The sequence below is a fragment of the Idiomarina sp. UBA4206 genome (assembly GCF_002383015.1).
Classification (GTDB): domain Bacteria; phylum Pseudomonadota; class Gammaproteobacteria; order Enterobacterales; family Alteromonadaceae; genus Idiomarina; species Idiomarina abyssalis.
In genome coordinates this window covers 403-15,547 of record NZ_DFTS01000073.1, presented here as the reverse complement: position 1 = coordinate 15,547, position 15,145 = coordinate 403, and the positions used below count along the sequence as shown (strand labels likewise).

Annotated in this window: 21 protein-coding genes; 9 read left to right on the top strand and 12 right to left on the bottom strand. The window is 47.2% G+C overall.

Annotation, left to right across the window (positions count from 1 at the left end):
* The 3 genes from B3180_RS14600 to B3180_RS14590 all read left to right on the top strand — a co-directional run.
* Positions 1-262, top strand: a 262-nt coding sequence (locus B3180_RS14600) for a LysR substrate-binding domain-containing protein (protein WP_286845228.1), incomplete at its 5' end; no start/stop codon positions are given.
* Between the two features lie 145 nt (positions 263-407).
* Complete coding sequence (locus B3180_RS14595; protein WP_278358562.1) at positions 408-959, top strand: class I SAM-dependent methyltransferase; 552 nt, start codon at positions 408-410, stop codon at positions 957-959.
* Between the two features lie 15 nt (positions 960-974).
* Positions 975-1,478 carry a macro domain-containing protein gene (locus tag B3180_RS14590; protein ID WP_222236137.1) on the top strand — a complete coding sequence of 168 codons (504 nt, stop codon included), beginning with the start codon at positions 975-977 and terminating at the stop codon, positions 1,476-1,478.
* Between the two features lie 3 nt (positions 1,479-1,481).
* On the opposite strand, the gene B3180_RS14585 is transcribed toward B3180_RS14590, so the two are convergent.
* The 3 genes from B3180_RS14585 to B3180_RS14575 all read right to left on the bottom strand — a co-directional run bounded on the left by B3180_RS14585 (position 1,482) and on the right by B3180_RS14575 (position 3,727).
* Positions 1,482-2,039, bottom strand: a complete 558-nt coding sequence (locus B3180_RS14585; protein ID WP_273022434.1) for an isochorismatase family protein — start codon at positions 2,037-2,039, stop codon at positions 1,482-1,484.
* 2 nt (positions 2,040-2,041) lie between these two features.
* Positions 2,042-3,391 carry a nicotinate phosphoribosyltransferase gene (locus tag B3180_RS14580; RefSeq protein ID WP_273022435.1) on the bottom strand — a complete coding sequence of 450 codons (1,350 nt, stop codon included), beginning with the start codon at positions 3,389-3,391 and terminating at the stop codon, positions 2,042-2,044.
* An 87-nt stretch (positions 3,392-3,478) separates the two neighbouring features.
* Positions 3,479-3,727 carry a hypothetical protein gene (locus B3180_RS14575; protein ID WP_199493973.1) on the bottom strand — a complete coding sequence of 83 codons (249 nt, stop codon included), beginning with the start codon at positions 3,725-3,727 and terminating at the stop codon, positions 3,479-3,481.
* 153 nt (positions 3,728-3,880) lie between these two features.
* Between B3180_RS14575 and B3180_RS14570 the strand changes: the two genes are divergently transcribed.
* On the top strand, positions 3,881-4,408 hold the full coding sequence (locus tag B3180_RS14570) for an RNA polymerase sigma factor (protein WP_199493972.1): 528 nt from the start codon (positions 3,881-3,883) through the stop codon (positions 4,406-4,408).
* Positions 4,405-4,776: a DUF6768 family protein gene (locus tag B3180_RS14565; protein ID WP_271332062.1), complete on the top strand. Its 372-nt coding sequence runs from the start codon at positions 4,405-4,407 to the stop codon at positions 4,774-4,776. Before B3180_RS14570 ends, B3180_RS14565 begins: the two co-directional genes overlap by 4 nt.
* A 41-nt stretch (positions 4,777-4,817) precedes the next feature.
* Here the strand turns inward: B3180_RS14565 and B3180_RS14560 are convergent, their stop codons facing one another.
* The 5 genes from B3180_RS14560 to egtB form a co-directional block, all read right to left on the bottom strand.
* Entirely contained in the window at positions 4,818-5,138 is a 321-nt protein-coding gene (locus tag B3180_RS14560) for a coiled coil domain-containing protein (RefSeq protein WP_286845224.1), read from the bottom strand.
* A gap of 100 nt (positions 5,139-5,238) precedes the next feature.
* On the bottom strand, positions 5,239-5,595 hold the full coding sequence (locus B3180_RS14555) for a zinc ribbon domain-containing protein (protein ID WP_054488816.1): 357 nt from the start codon (positions 5,593-5,595) through the stop codon (positions 5,239-5,241).
* 31 nt (positions 5,596-5,626) lie between these two features.
* A complete protein-coding gene (locus B3180_RS14550; protein WP_271332061.1) occupies positions 5,627-6,433 on the bottom strand; it encodes a PhzF family phenazine biosynthesis protein in 807 nt (268 codons plus the stop codon).
* 12 nt (positions 6,434-6,445) lie between these two features.
* On the bottom strand, positions 6,446-7,390 hold the full coding sequence (egtD, locus tag B3180_RS14545; protein WP_271332060.1) for an L-histidine N(alpha)-methyltransferase: 945 nt from the start codon (positions 7,388-7,390) through the stop codon (positions 6,446-6,448).
* A 21-nt stretch (positions 7,391-7,411) separates the two neighbouring features.
* The gene (gene egtB, locus B3180_RS14540) at positions 7,412-8,692 is read right to left on the bottom strand and encodes an ergothioneine biosynthesis protein EgtB (protein ID WP_271332059.1); all 1,281 of its coding nucleotides are present in this window, start codon (positions 8,690-8,692) and stop codon (positions 7,412-7,414) included.
* A gap of 250 nt (positions 8,693-8,942) precedes the next feature.
* On the opposite strand from egtB, the gene B3180_RS14535 reads away from it, so the two are divergent.
* On the top strand, positions 8,943-10,040 hold the full coding sequence (locus B3180_RS14535) for a DUF2891 domain-containing protein (RefSeq protein ID WP_278358561.1): 1,098 nt from the start codon (positions 8,943-8,945) through the stop codon (positions 10,038-10,040).
* A gap of 73 nt (positions 10,041-10,113) precedes the next feature.
* Here B3180_RS14535 and B3180_RS14530 read toward each other — a convergent pair whose 3' ends face one another.
* Complete coding sequence (locus B3180_RS14530) at positions 10,114-11,055, bottom strand: HAAS signaling domain-containing protein (RefSeq protein ID WP_286845223.1); 942 nt, start codon at positions 11,053-11,055, stop codon at positions 10,114-10,116.
* Positions 11,055-11,405, bottom strand: coding sequence for a PadR family transcriptional regulator (locus B3180_RS14525; protein WP_278358560.1), 351 nt, complete (start codon positions 11,403-11,405; stop codon positions 11,055-11,057). The genes B3180_RS14530 and B3180_RS14525 overlap by 1 nt, the downstream gene beginning before the upstream one ends.
* 240 nt (positions 11,406-11,645) lie before the next feature.
* Here B3180_RS14525 and B3180_RS14520 point away from each other — a divergent pair, with 240 nt between their 5' ends.
* The 3 genes from B3180_RS14520 to B3180_RS14510 all read left to right on the top strand — a co-directional run bounded on the left by B3180_RS14520 (position 11,646) and on the right by B3180_RS14510 (position 14,153).
* Entirely contained in the window at positions 11,646-12,488 is an 843-nt protein-coding gene (locus B3180_RS14520; RefSeq protein ID WP_278358559.1) for a bifunctional transcriptional activator/DNA repair enzyme AdaA, read from the top strand.
* A gap of 309 nt (positions 12,489-12,797) precedes the next feature.
* Positions 12,798-13,214: a YqaA family protein gene (locus tag B3180_RS14515; RefSeq protein WP_054488831.1), complete on the top strand. Its 417-nt coding sequence runs from the start codon at positions 12,798-12,800 to the stop codon at positions 13,212-13,214.
* A gap of 111 nt (positions 13,215-13,325) precedes the next feature.
* A complete protein-coding gene (locus B3180_RS14510; protein WP_222236126.1) occupies positions 13,326-14,153 on the top strand; it encodes a MipA/OmpV family protein in 828 nt (275 codons plus the stop codon).
* Positions 14,154-14,212: 59 nt separating this feature from the next.
* On the opposite strand, the gene B3180_RS14505 is transcribed toward B3180_RS14510, so the two are convergent.
* Together B3180_RS14505 and B3180_RS14500 are read right to left on the bottom strand one after the other, a co-directional pair.
* Complete coding sequence (locus B3180_RS14505) at positions 14,213-14,950, bottom strand: endonuclease/exonuclease/phosphatase family protein (protein ID WP_244994797.1); 738 nt, start codon at positions 14,948-14,950, stop codon at positions 14,213-14,215.
* Between the two features lie 11 nt (positions 14,951-14,961).
* Positions 14,962-15,145, bottom strand: a 184-nt coding sequence (locus B3180_RS14500) for a hypothetical protein (protein WP_286845220.1), incomplete at its 5' end; no start/stop codon positions are given.

Below are 15,145 nucleotides of genomic sequence, written 5' to 3'. Positions count from 1 at the left end.
CCACAGGCCTCAGCTATGTAGCGATGATATGAGTACTCTGAAAAAAGCTGCAATAGATGGGCTAGGTATTGTCAGCCTGCCGGCTTACACTTGCCGAGATGCAATTAATACAGGATTATTGACCCGCGTACTACCGAACTGGACAACCGGTAAAGCTAAGCTCAGCCTGTTAACCTTGTCCCGCCGCGGACAGCCACCTGCTGTACAGGTATTGAGCGACTATCTTGTCAGTAACTTACATGCTCACATTGGTGACCAGTGACAATTCCTATTTCCATTCTGAAAAGCTAGCCTTACTAAAAACGCTACGGTAGCATGTCGGTATGCTTTGTACCTTATGCTTCTCGGCCTCAGAATCCTTCTGTGAAGATAAAAAACGCCAGTACTTCCGGTGCACTGTCTGCGACATGATTTTTGCAGACCCGCAGGCTCACTTGCCGCAGGACGAAGAAAAAGCCATTTATGACTTTCATCAAAACGACTCTCACGACACCCGCTACCGGGAGTTCTTAAGCCAACTTTCAATTCCTTTATTAGAAAAGCTATCAACTGGCATGACTGGTCTTGATTTTGGCTCCGGGCCGGGGCCTACACTTAGTTTGATGCTTGAGGAGCACGGCATGAAGATGTCTATTTACGACATCTTCTACGCGCCGGACAGCGGACAGTTGAGCCGTCAGTATGACTTTGTCACCTGCAGCGAAGTTGTTGAGCACTTTAATCAACCGGGCAAGACATGGCCACAGTTAATAAGCTTAGTAAAACCTCAAGGGTACATAGGCGTGATGACCTGGATGTTTACAAAGAAAACAGCTGAGCAATTTAACCAGTGGAGCTACAAAGGTGACCCGACCCATGTCAGCTTTTACACGCCTGAAACCATGCAGTGGATAGCACAACATTTTCAACTGAAACTTGAAATTATCAGCGAACAGGCCATTTTATTTAGAAGGGACTAACAACGGAGGGCGACTATGAACTACGAATGCGTACACGCGGACATTAGCCAGCAAACCGATATTGATGCCGTAGTTAACGCCGCTAATGCAGAGCTCAAACCCGGTGGTGGAGTTGCCGGTGCAATTCACCGTGCAGCAGGCCCTGAACTGGAAAAAGCAACTCGCTCACTGGCTCCCATTGAACCCGGTGAAGCCGTTATCACCGACGGGTTCAATCTTCCTAATCGCTACATTATCCATTGCCTGGGGCCCGTTTATGGCGTCGACACACCCTCAGATAAGCTGCTGGCAAATTGCTATCGTAATGCACTGGATTTAACCGATAAGCATCAAATAGAGTCTATTGCTTTCCCGGCGCTGTCAGCCGGAGCCTTCGGTTACCCTTTTGAGGCAGCAACTAAAGTGGCTCTGGACACAATTAGGCAGCACGTTGAAAAGCTGAGCCATCTGAAGCTTGTACGCTTTGTGCTATTCAGTGACGAAGAGTTTGCCCATTATCAACGTGCTCTGAGAAAGTAGTCATTATTTAAAAATCACACCGGCATCTTTGAGCTCTTGCCGTGTTTTGTCAGCGTCCGCGCGATCGATAAAGCGCGTTCCGTCTTCTACTAAAATGGTTTCATAATCATTTTTAATAGCATCGAGCGCGGTTGCTCTGACACAAACCTCAAGCGCCAGGCCGACAACCCATACGCGTTTTACATCCAGGTGCACGAGCTCTGAAACCAATCCGGTTTTATCAAACGCCGAATACTGGTCAATGTCATAACGAGCACCTTTAGAAATTAAGCGAGCATCATTGGGTATGCTTAGGTCAGGATGAAACTCAGCGCCTTTGGTGTCCTGCACGCAATGTTCTGGCCAGGGGCCGCCTCGCTCGTCAAAACTGACATGGTGACGTGGATGCCAGTCCCGCGAGACAAATACTGGGATCCCTGCTTCCTGCGCCTGCGCAGTCATCGCATTAATAATGGGGACCACTTCATCCCCTTCGTCCAGTGCCAGCTTACCGCCTGGGCAAAAGTCATTTTGTACATCAACAATAATGAGTGCGTCGCTCTGCTCAAAAGTCACTTTCATAATTAGCCTCCGCCTCGTTTAAGATGTTCAGTTATCTCTTTCTGGTAGTTTGCTAATTTGTCACTTATCTCAACCCGGTAAGGCTGCTCCGTGCGGCTTATCGAGGACACAGAGTCCGGCAGTTTATTTAACTGCTGCTGCGCATATTTTCTAATCTCCTCAATATTTCTCTGGTGAGAAGGGAGTCTTTTGCCGTTTTGCATCACTTTCTTCAATAGTGGCTCACCGGGTAACTGTTCTTCAACGCGAGCAATGGTGTCGTGGCTAAAGCTGCCTTTAGCTTCACGAAACACTTGTTTTTCGCCCGGCAAAACTGGCTTCCCGCTGGAGAGTTTTAAACGCCCTTTGCCGGCGTACTCCACCAGCTTGTATGCCATATCCAGCGCCGAGGCATCATCGGACACCCCCATGCCAGTGCCAACACCGAACCCATCAATCGGTGCGTTATCTTTTATTAACTGAGCAATTTTATGTTCGTCCAAGCCACCGCTGGCAATGATCTTTAAGTGCTTTAGGTTATGCTCATCCAAAAGTTCTCTCGCTTTAAAAGCAAGGTCGCCTAAGTCTCCTGAGTCCAGCCGAATACCTTTCACCTTAAAGTCATCACCCAGCTCATGCGCAAGTTTAATGACTTTCTCTACACCTTTTATGGTATCGATGGTATCCACCAGCAATACGGTTTCAGGAAAAGCGTTGGTAAAATTTTTAAAAGCGTCATATTCACAGTCGTGCGCCTGAATATAACTGTGCGCCATGGTGCCAGCCACCGGTAAGTCGTAGGTGCGCCCGGCCAGCATATTGGACGTTGCTGCAATACCACTTAAGTAAAGCGCCCTGCTGCCTTTTATACCCGCATCAATACCATGTACCCGACGCGCGCCGAAATCTAAAACCGGACACTCCTGCGCAGAGCGTGCAACTCTGGCACCTTTTGAAGCCAACAACGTTTGCAAATGCAGCTGATTCATAACCAGAGTTTCAATAAGCTGTGCCTGCGGCAAAGATGCTTTAACCTCAACAAGGGGTTCGTTTTCAAAAAAAACAGTTCCCTCAGGCAAAGCTCTGACCTGCCCGGTAAACTCAAAGTCGCGCAAATAATCGATAAGCTTTTGAGAGAAGTTTTGCTCTTTAAGGTAGTTAAGGTCTTCGTCGCTAAACGATAAGTTTTCAATCGTTTCAAGCAGTGGGTCTAAGCCTGCAGCCAGAAGAAACTTTCGCTCTTCAGGAAGCCTGCGAACAAACAAAGTGAAAACCGCGTCGTCGTGCATGCCTTCCTGCAGATAGGCATCAAGCATGGTGAGCTGGTACAAATCCGTGAACAATCCGAGATCTTGCCGCTCAGTATCTGTCATAGCTTTCCTCTATTTGGTGCCTTTGTCATAGAGTCTAGACAAGATAAACGGGTTTATGTAGTTACTAATCAGGATTGTCTAAGCGGGCTACTTCGGCGTACCAAACATAATTTTGTCGGCGTTATTAGCTAAAGCAATGATCATAGTCACAGCCCAGGTTCCCAATATCCACCAAAAGGTCGGCCAGGACATCCAGGTAAGATCAAGAAACAGTAAATCGAAAATCCAGACAATAAATGCCGCAAATAAGATAGAAGGCAAAAATACGACGAAAAGAACACAAAGGGCTAAAGGTATGGTGCCCAGGGTTTTCATCCAGTTTAATAAAGAGGACATAATGGCTTTTGTTTAATGAGAGTGGGTTGAAAACTACATTGAGTTGGGGGAGATATCAACTCATCACGCATTTTTTCTGAACCAATCTATACTTCGCTTCGTCTCTCTACTGAGTTACAGGCAATAAAACAATGACTAATAAGGCATCAACTCATGAAGATAGAGCAAGTAGAGGTACTCGTTCTAGCAGCACAAGAAGGTAAACGCGATGCTCTGGAATTGCTTTATCGTCATTTTTTCACACCGATGAAGCGCTATGCATTGATACGGGTTCACCAGACAACAACGGCGGAAGACCTTGTACAAAACGTCTGGCTCAAGGTCGGTAGGCGACTGCAATTTATGCAGGATGTTCGGGTTTTTCGGAGCTGGCTTTATAAAGCGTTGCGGTGGGAAATTATCGACTGGGCTCGTCAGCAGCGTAATGCGAACTTCGAAGAGCTTAATGAATCGAGTTTATTCATAGAAGATTTACGGCCAGAGGTTTTGGATGTAGCTCCTCTTTTGGCGGGCCTGAAACCCAACGAACGTGAAGTTATTGAACTGTTCTACCTGAGTGAATTGTCGGTTAACGAAACAGCGTTAGTACTCTCTATAGCGCCTGGCACAGTCAAATCAAGATTGCATAGCGCACGAGAAGAATTGCGTCATAGATACTTAAACGAGGGTGATAAGCCATGAGCACAAACAAAGAAGTTAACGAACAAATAGAAAAAGATCTGTCCGCGCAAGCACAGGAACTGGATAAGTTAATGGGCACTGGCGAAGGCCTGACCGGCTACTTAAAACAAGGGTTTAAGTACGACATAGGCTGGGTTGTGAAGGTTGCTTATGGGCTAGGCGCTATATTTACGGTATTACTATTGTTTTGCGGGTATCAGTTTTTTACAGCAACACCGGACAACGAATTGTTCTGGGGCGTGCTTCTCATATTAAGTTTTAACGCTCAGGTTGCTACAAAGCTATGGATTTACATGCAAACAAACCGTAACCATACCGCACGTGAGATACGCTTACTTGAGTTACGTTTGAAATCTGCAAGTAAGTAACGGGTAATAAGCGGGGTGGCTAACCACCACCCCATAATAGGTTACTTTTTAAAGTCCTGACTGGCAGCTTTTATTGCCGTTGCCAGCGACTGAGTTGCTGATTCAAGGCCGGTACTAATGTCAGACCATGCGTCCTCGCTGGACTTTTTCAAACCTTCCAACTTATCTTCGGCCTTGTCTTTCAGCGCTTCAAGCTCGTTAATCTTCTCTTCATACTTGATTTGAGAGTCAGCCTCCGACTGTTTCGCTTTGGCCTTCAGACGATCAATCTCAGCTTTCATCTCTTCAATTTTTGCTTCGTGTTTCTTTTCAAATGCTTCTTTATTGTCCATTTCCACCTCCAGGTCTTCCTTTTTACTCACTTGCTTACTAATGGGTATGGTTTAACAAGCCAAAACGATCAAAGTCCTCTGTGTTCTAGAGCAATGTATGAACGATATTGCTTACATTCCTGACGGCCGCTTATTTCTTCCGGGAATGCTCGCGCCAGATCCGAAAGCGCGTCACTATGTACCAGACAAGACCACCGATAAACATGATAAGAGGAACAATATTAACTTCCTTGCTCTGCTGGTAATCGTCAGAAGTTAGGAAAAACCAGAGCACGCCAATAATCAGGATAACGATTGCCAGTACCCCTTGTACCTGCAGGCTTTTCGATGTGTTTTCAGTGGTAATTTTGCTTTCTCCAGGCTGATCGTTTTCACCCGGTTGCTCTTTTTGTTCTGAATTTTCGGGCTTCACGTAGCCACAAGCCGGGCAGCTGTATTTATTATCCAGAACCTCATCTTCACACTTTGGACATTTCTCAAATGCCATTGAAGCACCTCTCTGTTTTCTTGCGGAATGTTCACTCTTCAGTGTAGTCAAAAGACGAGAAAACAGCGGTACTATCTCGCATCGCTGTTCGCCCCCTGACCAAAACCTGTTGCTGATAATTTTTCAGATAAAGACACCCTCCTGCGGGCGAGCATTGTTTAATTTCAATCGGCTGATGAGCGTAACTCTTTGGGTATTGGTTTCTGAGATAAGCGCCAGCCTGCACACAGGCCGAGCCTGTAGCTGCATCTTCAGCCGCTCCGTACTGCGGCGCAAAGTAACGCAGTTGTACCGCACCTGACAGCAACCGGTAAATGACAATTAGAGCTCGCCGGCTAAACTGGCATAATGCACCGCTATTTACACTCAATTGTGTCAACGGCTGGCTAAGTTCCAGCAACACATAATCGTTACGACCACCACAGTAGCAGCCATTAATAACTGGCTGACTTATAAGTCGTCGCCAAAACCTAAAGTTACGCAACGGTCTCTGAGTTAAAGGTTTATCAAAGTAATAAGCCGATTCATGGTCAAACCCTAGCTGTATTTCACCTGAGGGCGTCAATAAAAGCTCGTTGGTGGGTTTCGTCTTTAGTTTCTCGTTTATGTACGCAGCAACCGCGAGGTTACCCGACCCACAGCGACGTACCTGTCTGCCATAATTTAAAAACTGAGCCTGAAACGCTCCCGAGCCGCCACTCATCAGAATTAGATTTGGAACTCTTTGATATTGCGAAGGCGTTTCTGACCAGGCGGGGGCCGGGCGATAAGCTATATGATGCTGATTACCCAACACCTGCGGACCATAAAAGACATCGACAGTACAAAGTTTTGGCATAGCAGACACCGATTAGTCCCGAACTTTGTCAGCATTGTGTAGTAGCATAATCGCGAAGATTCCGTCAGGCGCCAGCCATATCTTTTCGCGCTTCCAGCCTGCCGAGCTTGCTAACCGGTCAAACTCTTCGGGGTAATATTTATAGGAGTTTTCGGTGTGAATGGTTTCACCCTCCTTAAACTGAAAACTTTCACCGGCAATTTCAACCTCCTGCTGAACACAACTGCGCAAATGCATTTCTATACGGCCCAGCTTCTGATTGTAAATGGCTAGGTGCTCAAACTGATCGGGATGAAAGTTAGCATCAAGTTCTCGGTTCATTCGGGTCAGAATATTCTTATTAAAACGTGCGGTAATGTCTTTGCTGTCGTTGTATGCACGTTCAAGCATTTGCTCGTCTTTTTTGGTGTCTACCCCCATCAGCATATAGCTTTCTTTACCAAGGGTTGTGCGAGCGCTACGCAGAAACTCGCAGGCCTCTTCAGGCTCAAAGTTGCCTATGGTAGAGCCTGGAAAAAAGCCCATTGAAGTCGCCTGAGAAAGCGCCAGCTCTATTGGTTGGGTAAAATCCCCTTGAGCAACTTTAATCTGTAAATTGGGGAAGGACTCGGCAAGGTCGGCTGAGGCTTTTTTGAGGTGTTCACCCGAAATATCAACCGCGACAAACTCCGTTATCACAGGTAACTTTTTTAGCAATGGTTTTACTTTATGCAGCGACCCCGCACCAAACTCAACCAGTTGAATGTTATCGAGAGATTTTCCCGAAAAGTACTGTTTTAATTCCCCGGCAACGTCGGGCAACATTCCGAGCTCAGTACGGTAGGGGTAGTATTCATCCAACTGACAAATTTGGTCAAAATACTCTGACCCCTTTGCGTCATAGAAATACTTGGGTGGTAGCGTTTTTTGAGGCAAGCGTAGCCCCGCCAGAACATCCTGCAAAAACCCATGGTTCATAAAACATCCCGATTTTTGATTTTATTTGGCCAGACGCAGACTGCTAAATTGCCAACGCTGATGCGCATAAAAAAAGTTCCGGTAGGTTGAGCGTATTTGTTGCTCGGCAGTAGCGCATGACCCACCACGCAAAACCCACTGGTTAGCCATGAACTTCCCGTTGTACTCAGCCAGCGCCCCTTCCGGCGTTTTGAATCCCGGATAAGGAATAAACGGACTTTGCGTCCACTCCCAGGCATCGCCAAACATTTGCTTGAGGTCTTTATTATCCGCCACTACCGGCTGCGGCAGTAACTGGTTTTGCTCCAGAAAGTTACCGCAACATTCAACCGACTGGGCCGCATGCTCCCATTCAAACTCTGTTGGTAAACGGCAACCGCACCAGCGCGCAAAAGCGTCTGCTTCGTAATAGCTAATATGGCAAACCGGAGCATTTAGATCTAAAGGCACACGGTTACGGCCCGTCACAGTAAACCACTGCTCACCTTCACGATGCCAATATAAAGGCGCTTGCCAACCTTCCTGTTGCGCTGTTGCCCAGCCGTCCGAAAGCCAGAGTTTTGGCCGCTTATAGCCGTCGTCAGCCATAAACTCTAACCATTCTGCGTTAGTCACCAAGCGCTCACACAAGCTGAATTCCGGCACAAAAACCTGGTGCCGGGGTTGTTCGCAGTCGTAGGCAAAGGATGACTCCGCATCGGTACCGATAAAAGATAAGCCACCTTTAAAATGCATAAACTCAGGACTTTTAGTGCTAACGGAGCCCGGGGAAGATTCTACCGCATAGGTATCCGGCCCCAGAGCATACGGATTAAGTGACAACGCATGTTTAATATCGGTTTGTATCAGTTCCTGATGCTGCATCTCGTGGTGCAAGCCAATGGTAACCGCCGCCTCAATTTCAGCAGAGTATGACTCCAGTAACACCTTCATGGCGTCATCAACATGCTTCCGATAATTCACCACTTCTTCTAACGGCGGCCGTGACAACAAGCCCCGTTGCGGCCGCGGATGTCGCTCGCCTACCGTTTCATAATAAGAATTGAATAAGTATTGATAGGCATTGTCGTACGTTCGATAACCCGCTAAATGCGGTTGCAGTAAAAAAGTTTCAAAAAACCAGGTGGTATGCGCGAGATGCCATTTCGCCGGGCTGGCATCTGGCATCGATTGTAGCATCATATCTTCTGCACTTAAGGCTTCCGTCAGCCTCATTGTTTGCGCACGCACCCGCTCATACTCCGCTATTAACTTGTCGTTCGGCAAACTCTCATTGTCGAAAGGCTGCGCAATACTCGGCATTAGTCTGGCCTCCTGTACTTCAAATGAACTCGATAGGTGTCGACCTCTGTGCTATGAATTTCAGTATGGCACTTTTGATTTCGGTTGCCAGTACGGATAACACAAACCTGCCTAAGGCGCTATAGCAATACTCAGCTGCCGCCTATCGTTGGGGAGAGGAGCTATAAGCTGACGCTCTCGGACATAGCTAAAAATTTATAAGGTTGCTACTATCATTCGAGCTAAAAACAATCATCAATGTGAGCCTCATATGCTAAAAGCCCTTTCATTTTGTACTGCCCTGTTAAGTATGGTGTTATTGCAGGCCTGTTCTCCGGCAACTCAGGACACCGAACGCATGGCTTCACACCATTTAACACTGTCCGAAGCAAATAAACTGGTGGAGCTACCACTACATTGTGTCGAAACACCTTACCCATACAAAACTGGAGCGGTACTGGGCAGCGCTGCCGATTTAAAGGAGCCTTCTGTTCTGCATCCGGTTTTTTACGGCTGTTTTGACTGGCACAGCGCCGTGCATGGCTACTGGTCTATGGTCACTCTATTACAGCAGTACCCCGAACTGGAACAGGCTGACAAGGTAAGAGCCGTTCTTAAACGCAACTTAACTGCAGAAAACGTGGCGCGTGAAGTGGACTTTTTCAGCAAGGACATAAATGACTCGTTTGAGCGCACTTATGGTTGGGCCTGGTTGTTAAAACTGTCTGACGAGCTTCGCTCATGGGAAGACCCTATGGCCAAAGAGCTGGCAGCAAACTTACAACCATTGGCCGATTTAATCGTTGAACGCTATATCAACTTCTTACCCCGGCTGGTTTACCCGGTGCGTGTGGGAGAGCATACCAACACGGCCTTTGGCTTAAGTTTTGCCTACGACTACGCTGTGAATAACGAACATACAGAACTACAACAATTAATTACTAAGCGCGCTAAAGATTACTTTTTAGAAGATAAAAACTGCCCGATAAGCTGGGAGCCAAGTGGCTACGACTTTCTGTCACCCTGCCTGGAAGAAATAGGCTTAATGCAACGCGTCCTGCCAAAACAGCAATTTTTAACCTGGTTAGATGATTTTATGCCACAACTTGCCGATCCGGACTACAGCCTGACGGTAGGTAAAGTCAGCGACAGAACCGACGGCAAACTGGTGCATCTGGACGGTTTAAACTTCAGCCGCGCCTGGAACCTGTATGCGCTGGCTAACCAATACCCACAGTATGAGCATTTACGCGAAGTTGCCGATAAACATATGGCGCACTCCTACCCTAATCTAGTTGGCGATAGCTACGAAGGTGGTCACTGGCTGGGCAGCTTTGCTATTCAGGCGTTGAATCAGGCGCAGCAGTAGTTGTCAGAAAAATCCTTGGCTGCAACCAACCTAGCCGCGCAATAAAGCGCGGCTGTTTGTCTGTCTTTCCCCATCAACTGCGGATCAACCGACGTACATCACGGACAATTTCATAGGTTGCTATTAATGCAGCAGCCACCAGAACTGTCTGAGCACTTCGTTCGATAATGGCGATACCCAGTTCTTCCCTCAAAACTTCGACATTAATTTGTAACACAGGCGATAACATCAGCAACCCTGCCGAAACCAGTAAAAACGCAGCACTAACAGCAATGTTAAGCATCAACATATTGCGGGTCCATAGCCTTGTCCGTAACTGCCACAAACTATGTGCCGTAGCAATTGCAATAACCGGCGTAAACCAGCGTAAAATAGTCAGCGCTTGCTCAGCAAAAATACTCTGCGTACCACTGTCGGGCTGCCATAACGGATACCAAATCAACATCACTAAAAATAGTAATGTGGCTAGATCGGAAAATATATTCTGTAAACTAATATGCTGCCAACTTTTACCTGCGGCCGGGAGCTTCTCAGGGCTCCATTTGCAGATGCCTGGAACCTCTGCAGTTTCCTTCGTCCGAGAGCGGCTCATAACTGCAAAACCAATGGTAATTGTCGTAAACGCAAAGTAACCACTGGCCAGAAAATCGCTTGCTATGCCCTTCATGAATAGCAGCAAGCTCATTTCAGCACCACCAAGCCAGCGGCCCGTAATTTCAACGGTTGAAATCACAAACAACACGCCGAGCACCATATACAGCGTGTGCAAATACAAAGGCATAAGCTCCGCGGTTACCAGTGGCGTGGGTGGACAAAACTGAAGCGCCACCTTGCGCGGATGCCCCATCACTTTTAACAGTTCAGCCACCTCGGCGTCAGACACACTCCCTTGCTGCGATTCTAATGCGTCTATCTGATCAAGAATTTGTGCCTTTAACTCGCGGCTAATATCATCGCGTTTCTTTTCTGGCAGCTCTCGCTGAACAGCGGCAATATAACGTTCTACCATATCCATTAGTGTTGCTCCTCATTGGTGTTCCGCAACAGTAGGGGGCCAATCGCGCTGTTGAGCGAGGTCCACTCCTGGGTTAATTGTTCTAATAGCTCTGCGCCCAGCGTTGATAACTGGTAATAACGTCGTTCACGCCCTTCTCCCTGCTTCCATTCACTATCGAGCAGCCCTTGATCGGCCAGTCTTCTAATAAGTGGGTATAACGTACCTTCATCAATATCGACGCCGGCACCTTGCAGCTGCTTACGTAGCGAATAACCATAATGAGGCTTGCGCAGAGATGCGAGTACCGCTAAAACCAAAACGCCACGGCGCAGTTCTAGCTTGAGTTTATCGAGTGGTGCAGTAGCCATAGTGAGTCCTTATTTATACTGTATTACGCACACTGTGTGAAACACAGTAAAATAAATACTAGGTGACATACAGTAACAATGCAAATAATAATGTCACTCGGGATATAGTCAGTGCTTGATACAGGCATTCGTATCTAGCCGCGTGATTTTAAAAAAAAAGAGCAAGCTTCGGGTCGTTGTCGGATAAACTGTTTTTTATGATGGTGGTATCTCAATTAATCGCGTGTAAAGGTGACGGTTATGTCTGACTATATCCGCATTGAAAAAGCCATGACCTATATGTCAGAGCATGTATCAAGCCAGCCCTCGTTGGAAGACGTTGCTGCCCATGTTCATCTCAGCCCGTTTCATTTTCATCGGGTGTTTTGTAAATGGGCAGGCACCACACCGAAACGTTTCCTGCAGGCTTTAACGCTGGAACGAAGCAAACGAATGCTGAAAGAAGAAGGCTCTCTTATGGATGTTTCCCTCAGCATGGGCTTAAGCGGAGGTTCCCGACTGTATGACCACTTTGTGAAGCTAGAAGCCGTAACACCAGGTGAATACAGAAACGGAGGCCAGGGGATTACTATCCAATACGGAGTTAATGAAACTCCTTTTGGTAAGATATTTGTCGCAATGACCCCTCGAGGCGTATGCCGCATCGAGTTTTTGGGCTCCAGATCTGCTGATGAGATACTTGTAGATATAGGTAAAGACTGGCCTAAAGGCTCGCTCGTGCAAAATGACAACGCGACGAACTATGTTGCTAACGTACTGTTTAGTCGGTTAAAAGACGGGCAGTCTAACCCCTTGTCATTGCACGTAATGGGCACCAATTTTCAAGTCGCTGTGTGGCGAGCTTTGTTGAGGATACCATCGGGACAACTGGCCAGTTACTCCCAAATTGCCAATGCCTTGGGTTACCCTAAAGCGTCTCGGGCGGTTGGCAATGCTGTTGGCTCTAACCCTGTTGCTATGCTAATTCCGTGTCACCGTGTTATTCAAAAAAGCGGGGCTATAGGGGGCTATCGCTGGGGCTCGACGAAGAAAGAAATGATTCAGGCATGGGAACTCCTGCGCGGAGATCCGCTAAAATTATAATTGCAAAGAAAGGCTTGATTAGGTCCCAAAAAAAGCCCAGCATAAATTGCGCTGGGCTCTGGATAGCGTAATTAATTACGCTTTTTTACCAGGTGTTTGTTGAGGTTGCTTTTGGTCTTTTTGCTGACCAGGAGTAGCCTGGTTTGTTCGGCTTTTGTGAACCTTGGTTTTTTTGCGTATCCATTATTAACTCCTTAAAGAGTTTATCAGCATCATTCAATTATGACGCTATTTCGAAGTATAGATTGCTCTCAAAAGGGCGTCTGTTCGTTACCGCACATATAAGCGATTCAGTGTAACTATGGTCCAATGTACTTAAGTATATTTCTGACAGCATTTCTGGCCGCCACAATACTACCCGCTCAGTCGGAGTTTGTGGTCGTCGGCGCTCAGCAGATGGGTTATGACGTCTGGGCTATATGGTGGCTGGCGTCAATTGGTAATACGCTGGGGTCTGTGGTTAATTACGTTTTAGGCCGCTTTTTGGTGCAGTATCAGGATCGCCGCTGGTTTCCGTTCAAACCAAAATCTCTCGCCCGTGGTCATCGCTGGTTTGAACGCTTCGGTAAGTGGTCGCTGTTAATGGCCTGGGCGCCATTCATTGGCGACCCTCTCACCTTTATAGCCGGTATGCTGCGGTTAACCTTCTGGCAGTTTTTAATTCTGGTTTTTATAAGTAAGTCTGGTCGCTACGCTATTTTGCTGGGCATTACGCAACTGTTTTAACCCTTGGCGAACCATAAGTTGATAGTGCGTGATCTAATTGCACAACCTTTACGTTTTGAGGTTTTGAAACCAGAATTAATATTTACCAACACCTACTTAAGTGAGTTCTATATGAAAAAGTTTACTGGCTTACTGTTGGCTTTGTGCATCAATGGGTTAACCCTTCAAACTGCATTAGCCCAAGACGAAAAAACAGCGATGGTACCTTTGCCATCACTCGATGACTTTTCCAAAGGCGAAGATGGCTGGAGTTTCGGTCTGGGTTTGGGTGTTGAGTATGAAACCGCCTACGAAGGTTCGGACGAATTTGGATTGGAAATTCAGCCTGCCGGCGCCGTGCAATGGCGTAGCGGTGACAATATATTCTATTTTGCCGGTGAAGCCCTCGGCTGGCGTGGCGTTCGCTCTGAAAACTGGCTATTGGAGGCCACCATTGGCTTCGATGAAGGTCGCGAAGAGAGCGATTCAGACGACGGCCACCTGGACGGACTTGGTGATCAAGACGAAGGCGCAGAGTTCGTCTTCCAGGCCCGTCGTGCCCTCGATGCCGATTGGCGCTACTGGCTGGTCAGTCGTATCGTAGCAAGTGATGAAGGCAACCTGGGTCTATTTGGTGTAGGCCGCCGCTTTGGTGACCAGCTCGACGGTACCGGCTCTGAAATTAATGTCGTTGCGACCTTTCACGACAGCGAATACGCCAACAAAGGCTTCGGTATTGACGCAGGCCAAGCTGCTGCATCGGGCTTACCGCAAACGTCAGTGAGTGGTGGATTACGCTCAGTTGGCATCGATTATAACTATCGCCATTACGTTAATGATAATTGGCAGATCTATGGCGAAGCGTTGTTTGAATATTACAGCAGTGAAGTTCGCGAAAGCCCCATTGCTCGTAGTAATTACGAAGCTGAAATAGGCGTCGGATTTATCTACATATTCTAAGGAAAGTGAGCTCTATAACAGGGCTCACTTCGTTGTAGCAAAACACCAACCCTGAGTCGCTATAGTTTAAATCGCGCATAAAGCGGGTTGTGATCAGACACTTTACTGGTATCGATCGCTAGTGTTTCTTGCAGTTTGAGATCCCTATAAAAGATGAAATCAAGAGGATGCTGTCGGTAAGTCTTAACATGATGTGGGTCGACCATAATTGCTTGCCGAAGACCCACACTGCGACAGAACCGCAGCAAGCTTAGCCGGCGCTGGCGACTCCACACGTTAAAATCACCGGCCACAATCAGCGGTCCTTTATGTTCTAGTATTTCTTCTTTGATAAGCTCTATTTCTTGTGAAAACTGGCGCGCACGAACAAAGTTAATCGCGTGGACATTGACGACCAGCAGTGAGCCGCCCTCTGCCAGCGAATGATGAGAGAGCATGTAACTTTTATGGGTTGCGAACATGCCTTCGCGCTTGCTGCTCAGTCGAGCCTGAGCTTCTTTAAACGCATAACCGCTTGCCGTAAGAACACCATACACAGAGCGCCGGGTTTGCATATTCGGCGCTACCGCATAAGACCAGCTCGGCAGCAGCCAATTATTTTTTGCACTCAGCTTCACCTCCTGAAGTAACAAAAACAAACTCGGATAGTCTGTTAAAACGCTTGCTAAGGTATGCTGAAAATCTGGCTTCTCGGTCAGTTTTTGCGTATTCCAACACAGCACGCCAAACTCTTCCCCATGATGAATAGGGTGTTTGTGAATAAACTGCTGAGGAAACAAAACTTTGGGTTTAAGCACTCATCCGCCTTTTAATGTTGTAGTGCGTTATTAATGTGCAGTGGCAAGCTGAGTTTAGCTGATGAAACGTTAGTCTGGAAATGTTCGGTCATAGAGGGGGAGGATGAAAAAAAGAAAGCTAACCAGATGATATGCGTGTTTTCCGTAAACCAACGAATTGAGAACGGCAGCGAAGCGCTTTGGTCTGTCATGCGC

Excerpts from the sequence above, each read along its gene's own strand:
- B3180_RS14595 (WP_278358562.1), top strand. The coding sequence starts at position 408 with ATGATTTTTGCAGACCCGCAGGCTCACTTGCCGCAGGACGAAGAAAAA.
- B3180_RS14590 (WP_222236137.1), top strand. The coding sequence starts at position 975 with ATGAACTACGAATGCGTACACGCGGACATTAGCCAGCAAACCGATATT.
- B3180_RS14585 (WP_273022434.1), bottom strand. The coding sequence starts at position 2,039 with ATGAAAGTGACTTTTGAGCAGAGCGACGCACTCATTATTGTTGATGTA.
- B3180_RS14580 (WP_273022435.1), bottom strand. The coding sequence starts at position 3,391 with ATGACAGATACTGAGCGGCAAGATCTCGGATTGTTCACGGATTTGTAC.
- B3180_RS14575 (WP_199493973.1), bottom strand. The coding sequence starts at position 3,727 with ATGTCCTCTTTATTAAACTGGATGAAAACCCTGGGCACCATACCTTTA.
- B3180_RS14570 (WP_199493972.1), top strand. The coding sequence starts at position 3,881 with ATGAAGATAGAGCAAGTAGAGGTACTCGTTCTAGCAGCACAAGAAGGT.
- B3180_RS14565 (WP_271332062.1), top strand. The coding sequence starts at position 4,405 with ATGAGCACAAACAAAGAAGTTAACGAACAAATAGAAAAAGATCTGTCC.
- B3180_RS14555 (WP_054488816.1), bottom strand. The coding sequence starts at position 5,595 with ATGGCATTTGAGAAATGTCCAAAGTGTGAAGATGAGGTTCTGGATAAT.
- B3180_RS14550 (WP_271332061.1), bottom strand. The coding sequence starts at position 6,433 with ATGCCAAAACTTTGTACTGTCGATGTCTTTTATGGTCCGCAGGTGTTG.
- egtD (WP_271332060.1), bottom strand. The coding sequence starts at position 7,390 with ATGAACCATGGGTTTTTGCAGGATGTTCTGGCGGGGCTACGCTTGCCT.
- egtB (WP_271332059.1), bottom strand. The coding sequence starts at position 8,692 with ATGCCGAGTATTGCGCAGCCTTTCGACAATGAGAGTTTGCCGAACGAC.
- B3180_RS14535 (WP_278358561.1), top strand. The coding sequence starts at position 8,943 with ATGCTAAAAGCCCTTTCATTTTGTACTGCCCTGTTAAGTATGGTGTTA.
- B3180_RS14530 (WP_286845223.1), bottom strand. The coding sequence starts at position 11,055 with ATGGATATGGTAGAACGTTATATTGCCGCTGTTCAGCGAGAGCTGCCA.
- B3180_RS14525 (WP_278358560.1), bottom strand. The coding sequence starts at position 11,405 with ATGGCTACTGCACCACTCGATAAACTCAAGCTAGAACTGCGCCGTGGC.
- B3180_RS14520 (WP_278358559.1), top strand. The coding sequence starts at position 11,646 with ATGTCTGACTATATCCGCATTGAAAAAGCCATGACCTATATGTCAGAG.
- B3180_RS14515 (WP_054488831.1), top strand. The coding sequence starts at position 12,798 with ATGTACTTAAGTATATTTCTGACAGCATTTCTGGCCGCCACAATACTA.
- B3180_RS14510 (WP_222236126.1), top strand. The coding sequence starts at position 13,326 with ATGAAAAAGTTTACTGGCTTACTGTTGGCTTTGTGCATCAATGGGTTA.